Origin of the sequence: Aquabacterium sp., from assembly GCF_036279655.1 — a bacterium.
Lineage (GTDB): Bacteria > Pseudomonadota > Gammaproteobacteria > Burkholderiales > Burkholderiaceae_C > Aquabacterium.
In genome coordinates this window covers 1-9,767 of the sequence record NZ_DASUIT010000104.1, presented here as the reverse complement: position 1 = coordinate 9,767, position 9,767 = coordinate 1, and the positions used below count along the sequence as shown (strand labels likewise).

10 protein-coding genes are annotated in these 9,767 nt (G+C 65.3%); 3 read left to right on the top strand and 7 right to left on the bottom strand.

Annotated elements, in window-relative coordinates:
- Together VFW84_RS12200 and VFW84_RS12195 are read left to right on the top strand one after the other, a co-directional pair.
- Positions 1 to 2,272 (top strand): efflux RND transporter permease subunit (locus VFW84_RS12200; RefSeq protein ID WP_329680731.1); only part of this gene is annotated, 2,272 nt, incomplete at its 5' end.
- A complete protein-coding gene (locus tag VFW84_RS12195; RefSeq protein ID WP_329680730.1) occupies positions 2,269 to 3,717 on the top strand; it encodes an efflux transporter outer membrane subunit in 1,449 nt (482 codons plus the stop codon). The genes VFW84_RS12200 and VFW84_RS12195, both read left to right, overlap by 4 nt.
- A gap of 18 nt (positions 3,718 to 3,735) precedes the next feature.
- On the opposite strand, the gene VFW84_RS12190 is transcribed toward VFW84_RS12195, so the two are convergent.
- From VFW84_RS12190 to glmS, 7 genes are all read right to left on the bottom strand, one after another.
- Entirely contained in the window at positions 3,736 to 3,969 is a 234-nt protein-coding gene (locus VFW84_RS12190; protein WP_329680729.1) for a hypothetical protein, read from the bottom strand.
- The gene (locus tag VFW84_RS12185) at positions 3,915 to 5,930 is read right to left on the bottom strand and encodes an ATP-binding protein (RefSeq protein ID WP_329680728.1); all 2,016 of its coding nucleotides are present in this window, start codon (positions 5,928 to 5,930) and stop codon (positions 3,915 to 3,917) included. The genes VFW84_RS12190 and VFW84_RS12185 overlap by 55 nt, the downstream gene beginning before the upstream one ends.
- Before the next feature lie 30 nt (positions 5,931 to 5,960).
- Complete coding sequence (locus VFW84_RS12180; RefSeq protein ID WP_329680727.1) at positions 5,961 to 6,350, bottom strand: response regulator; 390 nt, start codon at positions 6,348 to 6,350, stop codon at positions 5,961 to 5,963.
- 71 nt (positions 6,351 to 6,421) lie between these two features.
- On the bottom strand, positions 6,422 to 6,652 hold the full coding sequence (locus VFW84_RS12175) for a VF530 family protein (protein ID WP_329680726.1): 231 nt from the start codon (positions 6,650 to 6,652) through the stop codon (positions 6,422 to 6,424).
- A 4-nt stretch (positions 6,653 to 6,656) separates the two neighbouring features.
- Complete coding sequence (locus VFW84_RS12170) at positions 6,657 to 7,013, bottom strand: type II toxin-antitoxin system RelE/ParE family toxin (RefSeq protein ID WP_329680725.1); 357 nt, start codon at positions 7,011 to 7,013, stop codon at positions 6,657 to 6,659.
- Positions 7,010 to 7,261, bottom strand: coding sequence for a type II toxin-antitoxin system ParD family antitoxin (locus VFW84_RS12165; protein WP_329680724.1), 252 nt, complete (start codon positions 7,259 to 7,261; stop codon positions 7,010 to 7,012). Before VFW84_RS12165 ends, VFW84_RS12170 begins: the two co-directional genes overlap by 4 nt.
- A gap of 38 nt (positions 7,262 to 7,299) precedes the next feature.
- Positions 7,300 to 9,183 (bottom strand): glutamine--fructose-6-phosphate transaminase (isomerizing), encoded by a 1,884-nt coding sequence (glmS, locus tag VFW84_RS12160; RefSeq protein ID WP_329680723.1) that lies wholly within the window; start codon positions 9,181 to 9,183, stop codon positions 7,300 to 7,302.
- A gap of 135 nt (positions 9,184 to 9,318) precedes the next feature.
- Here glmS and VFW84_RS12155 point away from each other — a divergent pair.
- The coding region (locus VFW84_RS12155) for an Lrp/AsnC family transcriptional regulator (protein ID WP_329680722.1) at positions 9,319 to 9,767 on the top strand (449 nt) is incomplete at its 3' end.

The window sequence follows — 9,767 nt, the reverse complement described above, 5'->3', positions numbered from 1 at the left end:
GGACCGGGTCCGGGCGGCGATGGCGGAAATGAAGCAGGACTTCCCGACCGGCCTTGATTACCAGATTGTCTTTGATACGACGGTATTCATCCGCGAGTCGATCCATGCGGTGGTGAAGACCCTGATCGAGGCCATGTTCCTGGTGGTGATCGTGGTGGTGTTATTCCTGCAAAACTGGCGGGCCTCGCTGATTCCGCTGCTGGCGGTGCCGGTGTCCCTGATCGGCACGCTGGCGATCATGGCCGGCTTGGGTTTCTCGCTGAACAACCTGTCACTGTTCGGCCTGGTGCTGGCCATCGGCATCGTGGTGGACGACGCCATCGTGGTGGTGGAAAACGTGGAGCGCAACATCGCCCTGGGCCTGAGCCCGCGCGAGGCCACCATCCAGGCCATGAAGGAAGTGTCGGGCCCCATCATCGCCATTGCCCTGGTGCTGTGCGCGGTGTTTGTGCCCATCGCCTATGTGTCGGGTCTGACGGGCCAGTTCTACAAGCAGTTCGCCCTGACCATTGCCATCTCCACGGTGATCTCGGCCTTCAACTCGCTGACCCTGTCGCCCGCCCTGGCCGCCGCCCTGCTCAAACCGCACGACGCGCCCAAGGACCGCTTGACGCGTGGCATGGACGCCGTGTTCGGTGGCTTCTTCAAGCGCTTCAACCAGGTGTTCGATCGCGGCTCGCACCGCTACCAGGGCGGCGTGGCGGGCACGCTCAAGCACAAATCCCTGACCATGGGCGTGTACGCGCTGCTGTGCGTGGCGGCCTTCTTTGTGTTCAAGGCCGTGCCGGCCGGCTTCGTGCCCGCGCAGGACAAGCAATACCTGGTGGGCTTTGCCCAACTGCCCGATGCGGCCTCGCTGGAGCGCACGGACGCCGTCATCCGGCGCATGACCGACATCACCCAGAGCGTGCCCGGTGTGGCCCATGCCGTGGCCTTCCCAGGTCTGTCGATCAATGGCTTCACCAATGCACCCAACGCCGGCATCGTGTTCTACACGCTGGACGACTTTGACAAGCGCAAGGGGCCCGGCATGTCGGGCGATGCCATCGCGGCCGAGGTGAACAAGCGCCTGGGCGCCATCCAGGATGCCTTCATCATGGTCTTCCCGCCTCCGGCGGTGAACGGCCTGGGCACCATCGGTGGCTTCAAGCTCTTCGTGGAAGACCGCGGCAATGTGGGCCATGACGAGCTCTACAAGGCCGTGCAGGCCCTGCAGATGAAGGCCTGGCAGACGCCCGAGCTGGCCGGTGTCTTCAGCAGCTACCAGATCAATGTGCCCCAGCTCTTTGCCGATGTGGACCGCACCAAGGCCAAGCAGATGGGTGTGCCCCTGGGCAGCATCTTTGACACCCTGCAGATCAACCTGGGCTCGCTGTATGCGAACGACTTCAACCAGTTCGGTCGCACCTATCAGGTGGTGGTACAGGCCGATGCGCCCTTCAGATCCACGCCCGATGCCATCGGCCAGCTCAAGGTGCGCAGCAACAGTGGCGAGATGGTGCCCCTGGGCAGCCTGATGAAGGTGTCGGACTCGTATGGCCCGGACCGCGTGCAGCGCTACAACGCCTATGTGTCGGCCGACATCAATGGGGGCCCCGCCCCCGGGGTGTCATCTGGCCAGGCGCAGGCCATCATGGAAAAGATCGCGGCTGAGACCCTGCCCAAAGGCGTGAGCTTTGAATGGACCGACCTGACCTATCAGGACATCCTGGCAGGCAACACCCTGGTCTACATCTTCCCGCTGTGCGTGCTGCTGGTCTTCCTGGTGCTGGCTGCGCAGTATGAAAGCTGGACGCTGCCCCTGGCCGTGATCCTGATCGTGCCCATGTCCATCCTGTGCGCGCTGGCCGGTGTCTGGCTCACCAACGGTGACAACAATGTGTTCACCCAGATCGCGCTGTTCGTGCTGGTGGGCCTGGCCTCCAAGAACGCCATCCTGATCGTGGAGTTTGCGCGTGAGCTGGAACACCATGGCCGTGGCACGGTGGAAGCCGCTCTGGAAGCCTGCAAACTGCGCCTGCGCCCCATCTTGATGACCTCGATCGCCTTCATCATGGGTGTGGTGCCGCTGGTGTTTTCCAGCGGCGCGGGGTCGGAGATGCGCCATGCCATGGGTGTGGCCGTGTTCTCCGGCATGTTGGGCGTGACCTTGTTCGGGCTGTTCCTGACCCCGGTGTTCTACGTGCTGCTGCGCCTGCTGGCCCAGCGCCTGGAGGGCCACAAGCCCTCCATCGGCTCCACCCCTGACCTGACCCACGAGGTGCAAGCATGATCCCCGCTCGCGCATTCACGCCGCTCACCGCTTTGACCGCTGCGCTGGTGCTGGCCGGTTGTGCCAACGCCCCCATCGAGCCCGATGCCAGACTGGCCGTGCCCACGGCGTTCAAGGAGGCACAAACCACCGCAACCCCCCAGGTACCCGCCGGCTGGAAGCTGGCCGAACCGCAGGAAGACCGCGCTCGCGGCGCCTGGTGGTCCGGGTTTGCAGACCCGACCCTCGACCGGCTGCTCAAGCAGGCCATGGACGCCAGCCCCACACTGGAAGCCGCCGCCGCACGTGTGCAGGCAGCTCGCTCCGCCCTGCGTGGCAGTGAGGCAGGGCAGTTGCCCCAGGTGGGTTTGAACCTGGGTGTGGCCCGCAGCAAACCCGGCGCAGCCGACCAGGGTCTGGCCGCCGGCACGCAAGTGTCCCCCGTCACGGTGTGGCAAGCCGGCGTGGGAGCCAGCTACGAGGTCGACCTGTTTCGCCGGGTGGCCAATAGCGTCAATGCCGCGCAGCTGGACGCCAGCGCCAGCGAAGCCAGCTACCAGTCGGTGCTGCTGGCCCTGCAAGCCGATGTGGCCCAGACCTATTTCCTGCTACGCACTCTGGATGCCGAGGTGGACGTGCTGACCCGCGGCCTGAGCCTGCGAGAGCAGACCTTGCGATTGATCGACAAGCGCCATGCCGCCGGTGATGTGTCCGAACTGGACGTGGCCCGGGCCCGCACTGACCTGGCCGCCACTCGGGCGGAGCTGCAAGCCCTGCGAGGCACCCGCGCGCGCACAGAACACCAGTTGGCGCTGCTGCTGGGCCAGGCTCCTGCGGCCTTCCAGTTGCCGCCTCAAGCCCTGGCGGTGGACGCCTCCGTGCCTGCGGTGCCACCTGGCCTGCCCTCGACCCTGCTGGAGCGCCGCCCCGATGTGGTGGCCGCGCAAGCGCAGATGCGCGCCGCTGCGGCACGCGTGGGCCAGGCGAAGGCGGCGCTGTTTCCAGCCCTGGTGCTCACAGCCCAAGGCGGCATGGCCTCCTACGAGTTGCGGGACCTGTTCGACTGGAGTGCCCGCTCCTGGCTGACCAGCGCCGTGTTCTCGCTGCCACTGTTCGATGGCGGCCGCAACCGCGCCCTGATCGGCCAAGCCGAGGCGCAGTTGGCGGCATCGGTGGCCACTTACCGCGGATCGGTGCTGCAGGCCTTTGGCGATGTCGAAGGCCAGCTCTCCGACCTGAGCAGCTTGCGCGAGCAATCCGCTTCGGTGAACGAGGCCCTGGTGTCGGCACGGCGATCGGCCGAGCTGGCCGACAAGCGCTACCGCGAGGGCGAAGACAGCTACCTCACCTTGCTGGATGCACAACGCAGCCTGCTCAGCGTGGAGCGCCAGGCCCTGACACTGCGTGGCGCATGGGCCACCAGCACCGTGGGGCTGGTTCGGGCTCTGGGAGGTGACTGGCGCTGAAGGGGGCGGCGCAGGGACTCAATGCACCAGCACGTGCGCCAGGGCGCGCCGCACCTCACCGATGAAGCGATCCGCGTCACCGTCTTTCTCGATGAGGGGCTGGCACATCTGCCCGGTGAGCCACTCACGCTCCTGCGGGCTCAAATCGCGGCCTGTGACGATCATGATGGGGATGTCGGCACTGCTGGGGTCACCCTTCAACTCGTCGACCACCTGAAAGCCGCTGAAGGCGGGCATCTCCAGGTCCAGCATGATGAGGTGGGGCTTGAAGCGGCGCGCCAGGGCCACACCTTCGGCCCCCCATAGGCCCGCAGCACCACGCAACCCAGCTGTTGAAGGGGCTGAGCCAGCACCTCCACGGCCTGGCGGTCGTCATCCACGATCAGGGCGGTCACCTCCTGCTCACCCGGCTTGAGGCCCAGACGGTCCAGGCCTTGCTTCAACTCGTCGAACCGCAGAGGCTTTTGCAAGGCCAGCGAAACCCCCAGCGACTTGGCCAACGCACCATCGGGCTGCACCGACACCACCACCACAGGCACCTGCGCCCATTGCGGCAAGGTCTTCAGGCGCCGCAGAAAGGCCCAGCCGTCCATGCCGGGCAGCATGATGTCCAGGGTGATCAGGTCGGGCACCAACTCGTCGCTCAAAGCCAGCGCTGCCTCGGCCGAGCGCACATGGCGAACCGCGAACCCCAGCGTCTGCAGTTGCAGCCCCATCAGCGTGGCTGCGCGTTCGTCGTCTTCCACCACCAGGGCCCAACCACGAACCGCGGGTGAGTCCGCATCCAGAGCCGGGGCCGCTTCCTGGCGCCAAGGCAGCCAGACGCTGAAACAGGTCCCACGATCGGGTTCGCTGCTGACCGCGACCGCCCCCCCGTGCAACTCAGCCAGGCGCAGCACCATGGCCAGGCCCAGGCCCGTGCCTTCGATGCCGCGGTTGGCCGGATGCTTGATCTGTGTGAAGGGCGTGAACAGCTGCTTGAGGTCTTGCGGGCGCATGCCGATGCCGCTGTCGGTCACCGAGATCTCCAGAAAGTCATCCCCGTCGCCCGGCGGCAAGGTGGTGCGACGGCCCACCGGAAAGCCCGGCACGCTCGAGGAGGCCTCGAGCCGATTCACCCGCTTGGCCACCAGAGCAATCTGGCCGCCAGGCGGCGTGAACTTCACGGCATTGGACAGGAGGTTATAGAGGATCTGCTTGAAGCGGCGCGCGTCCACCACCACCTCGCCCATGGGCAAGCTGACCTGGCTGTCCAGGCGCAGTTGCTTGGCGTGCGCCTTGTCTTCGACCACCCGCAGGCCGTCGGCCAGCGCCGCCTGCACATCCACGGCCTCGAACTGCAGCTCGACCTTGCCCGCGTCGACCTTGGACATATCCAGGATGTCGTTGATCAGGGCCAGCAGGTGCTGACCGCCATCGAAAATGTGCCCCATGTAGTCCCGCTGACGCTGCTCCAGGGGCCCCACCAGACCATCCTTGAGCAACTCCGAGAAGCCGATGATGGCGTTCAGCGGCGTGCGCAGTTCATGGGACATGTTGGAGAGGAACTCGGACTTCATGCGGCTCGACTCCTCCAGCATCTGGTTCTTGTCCGTCATCTCGGCATTGATCACTTCCAGCTCGCTGGCCAGGCGGCGCAGGCGGGACTCGCTCTCATGCAAGGCAGTGTTGCGGGCCTGCAGTTGTTCGTTGGCGCGCGCCACCTGCTCGGCCCGCAGGTAGACCTCGGCCTCGGCGCGCTCGACCGCACCACGCAGCTCTTGCGCCACCTTGTCCTGCTCGGCGCCACGCTGGCGCAGGTGCACAAACTCGGTCACATCCTCGGCGCGGTGGGTGATGAGGCGCAGAGCGCCCTGCTCATCGAGCACGGGCGAATTCAGGCAACTCCAGTAGCGCTCTTCGAAACCGCCCCCTTCCGCATCGGGGCGACGGATGTCGTACTTCTGCAGCGGCATCCAGTCGGGCTCATGGGAGGTCAGCACGCGTTGCAGCGATGCGCGCAAGTTGCTCACACCCGAGGCGGTGTCATCGTCCGGGTTGTCGGGAAACACCTCGAACAGGTGGCGGCCAATGATCTGCGCCCGCTCGGTCTTGGTGGCGTGCAGATAGTCATTGCTGACCGCCGCAATGCACAAATCGGGCGTCAGCACCAGGTAAAGGCCTGGCACCGATTCGAACAGCAGCTGAAAGTCAGGCGTGTCGCGCTCAGCCATGTGGATTCCCTGGAGCTTTTTTGGATTCCTTCAATTGTGTCGCGTGGCGGCCTGGTCGGGAAGCAATACCTCATCGATCGCATGGAGCAGCGCCTGGTAGCGGATTGGTTTGGCCACATAGCCCGAGCACCCGCCGACCCGCATGCGCTGCTCGTCGCCTTTCATGGCGGACGCGGTCAGCGCGATGACCGGGATGTGCCGCGTGAGCGGGTCTTCCTTGAGCAGGCGCGTGGCGCTCATGCCGTCGATGCCTGGCAGGCGCATGTCCATCAGGATCACATCGACCGGCTCCGTGCGCGCGATGCACAGGCCCTGCTCGGCCGTGGGCGCACTCAGGGTCGCGTGGCCCGCCCCCTCCAGGATGGCCTGAGTGAGCAGCAAATTGGCCGGGGTGTCTTCGATGATGAGGATGCGCGACATGGTGAGGCAGTCTGCCCCCGATCACACCGAGATTTCATCTGTGACCCTGTCGACGTCAGGGCTTAGCGGCATCACAGGCCCCGCGCCCGCTGCCACGTCTCCACATACAAGGCCTCCACCTGGGCCCGTGCCCAGGGCGTACGCCGCAAAAACTTCAGACTGGACGACACGCTGGGCTCATGCGTGAAGCAGCGGATGGGAATCATGTGTCCCAGCTCGGCCCAGCCGTAGTGATCGGCCAGGCATTCGACGATGTGCTGCAGCGTGGTTCCGTGCAGGGGGTTGTTGGGTTGATGGTCCATGTGTTCAGCGCGTGTGAGCGCGAGCTTCCAGGGCTGCGTCCTCCGCATCCTGCATCCACGCCGGGATGTCGCGCTGCTCATGGAGCACACGCCAGACATCGACATGGTCGGTTCGCTCCATATAGAAGATCAAGTACGGGTAAGCGGTCAGCGGCCAGGCACGCAAGCCCGGCAGATTGAGCTCATGTGCGTAACGCGGTGAACCGATGCCAGGGTGGCGACCCATGTGGGTATAGGCCTGCTCCAGCGCGTCAATGAAGCCAAGCGCGGCCTGTGGTGCACTCTCCCCCAGGTAGTAGGCGATGGCCTCATCCACATCACGCCTGGCCTGCTCACGAGGAATGACCGCCTTGGACTTCACCTTGTCGAGCCAGCCTTGGTGACCTTGCGCACCCGGTTGCGCAGATCTTCAAAGTAAGCCCCATCGGTCGGAGCGGCTGGCGCGGAGGCGGCGCCCGCAAGAAGCAAGGCACGCAGTTGCAGTCGATCCTGATCCTTGCGGATCAATTCCCGCACGTATTCGCTGCTGGTGCCGTAACCCCGCTGGCTGACCTGCTCGTCCACAAAAGACTTCAGCGTGTCCGGCAATGAAATGTTCATCGTGCTCATGCCAGCAGCTTAGAAGACTTGGCAAAATTTGGCAAGCCTCACTCCACCGTCACACTCTTCGCCAGATTCCGCGGTTTGTCCACATCCGTCCCCCTTGCACACGCCGTGTGATACGCCAGCAACTGCAGCGGCACCACATGCAGGATGGGGCTCAGCGCCCCATAGTGCTCAGGCAGGCGGATCACATGGATGCCCGGCTCGGCCTGGATGTGGGTGTCGGCATCGGCGCACACATAGAGCTCGCCGCCGCGCGCCTTCACCTCTTGCATATTGCTCTTGAGCTTTTCCAGCATCGCATCGTTGGGGGCCACCACCACCACGGGCATCTCGGCCGTGACCAGGGCCAGGGGACCGTGCTTGAGCTCGCCGGCCGGGTAGGCCTCGGCGTGGATGTAGCTGATCTCCTTGAGCTTGAGCGCACCTTCCAGCGCGATCGGGTAGTGCAGGCCACGCCCCAGGAACAGGGCGTTGTCCTTGCGGGCAAAGGCCTCGGCCCAGGCCACCACCTGCGGCTCCAGCGCCAGCACCGATTGCAGGGCGGCGGGCAAGTGGCGCATGGCGCGCAGGTGCTCGGCCTCCTGCTCGGCACTCAGGTGGCCGCGCAGCTTGGCCAGGGTCAGCGTCAGCAGGAACAGGCCGGCCAGTTGGGTGGTGAAGGCCTTGGTCGATGCCACGCCGATCTCCACACCCGCCCGCGTCACATAGGCCAGCTCGCACTCGCGCACCATGGCACTGGTGGCCACATTGCAGATGGTCAGGGTGTGGGGCATGCCCAGTGAACGCGCATGCTTGAGCGCCGCCAGTGTGTCGGCCGTCTCCCCCGACTGGCTGATGGTGACCACCAGGGTGCGCGGCTCGGGCACGCTGTCGCGGTAGCGGTATTCGCTGGCCACTTCGATGCTGGTGGGGATCTTGGCGATGGACTCCAGCCAGTACTTGGCCGCGCTGCCCGAGTAATAGCTCGTGCCACACGCCAGGATCAGCACCCGGTCGATCTGGCCAAAGATCTCGGCGGCCCGGGCGCCAAACAGATCGGGCGTGATGCCCTCAATGCCTTCGAGCGTGTCGGCAATGGCGCGCGGCTGCTCAAAGATCTCCTTTTGCATGTAGTGCCGATAAGGGCCCAGCTCGACCGCGCCGCTGTGCGCAGTGACGGTGCGCACCGGGCGCTCACGCTCGCCCACGCGTTGGTGCTCGGTGCCGCCCGGCGCGAGGTGTTCGATCCAGTGGCGGCCGGGTTGCAGGTCGATCACATCGCCTTCTTCCAGGTAGACGATCTGGTCGGTCACGCCGGCCAGGGCCATGGCGTCCGAGGCCAGGAAGCGTTCGGACGGATCCACGCCACCCACCCCCAGGACCAGGGGTGAGCCCTGGCGGGCCCCGACAACGCGCTGGGGCTCGTCGCGGCAGAACACGGCGATGGCGTAGGCGCCCGTCAGGCGCAGCGTGGCGGCCTTGACGGCGGCCAGCAGATCACCGTCGTAGAGGTGGTCGATCAGGTGGGCGATGACCTCGGTATCGGTCTGGCTCAGGAAGACGTAGCCACGGCCTTGCAGTTCGGCGCGCAGGGCCTCGTGGTTCTCGATGATGCCGTTGTGCACCAGGGCCACACGGCCCGGACGGGCAGCGGCCGCACCGGCCCCGGGGCCATGCGAGAAGTGCGGGTGGGCGTTGTGCACGGCCGGCGCACCATGGGTGGCCCAGCGGGTGTGGGCAATGCCCAGGGTGGCGCTCAGGTCTTCGTCACGGATCTGGGCCTGCAGCTCGGCCACGCGCGAGGTGCTGCGCGCACGCTGCAGTTGCCCGTCGCGCAGCACGGCCACGCCGCAGGAGTCATAGCCCCGGTACTCCAGGCGCTTGAGACCTTCCACCAGAACCGGGGTGATGTCCCGGGAACCCACCGCACCAACGATGCCGCACATAAGCCACGCTCCATGAATCAGATGGGAGCATGTTAGTCGCGTTGTTTTGGATTTTTCTATCGAAATTTAAGTCAATATGGATCAATAATTCATACATCCACACAATAGAAATAATTTCTCGTTTTCAATTAATAAATGAAATCAGAACCCACCGATCTGGATGCTGTCGATGTCCGTCTGCTCAACTTGCTGCAGGACGATGCCTCGCTGACCAACCAGCAACTGGCCGAAGCCGCCCACCTGTCGACCGCCACCTGCCACCGGCGGGTGCGCCGCCTGCAGGAGGCCGGCTGGATCGAGCGCCAAGTGGCCATCGTGTCGGTGGATCGGCTGCGTCAGGCGCAAGCCTGCGGCCTGCACGCGCTGGTGGAAGTCACGCTGGAGGTCCAGACCCAGGAGGCCATGGCCCGCTTTGAAACCCAGGCCGTGCTGGATGCCGCCGTGCAGCAGTGCTGGCGGGTGTCTCCCGGGCCAGACTTCATGCTGGTGCTGCTGGTGGATGACATGGCGGGCTACCAGGCCGTGGCCCAGCGCCTCTTCACAGCCGCCTGGGGCGTGCGCAATGTGCGCACCTTCTTTGCCAT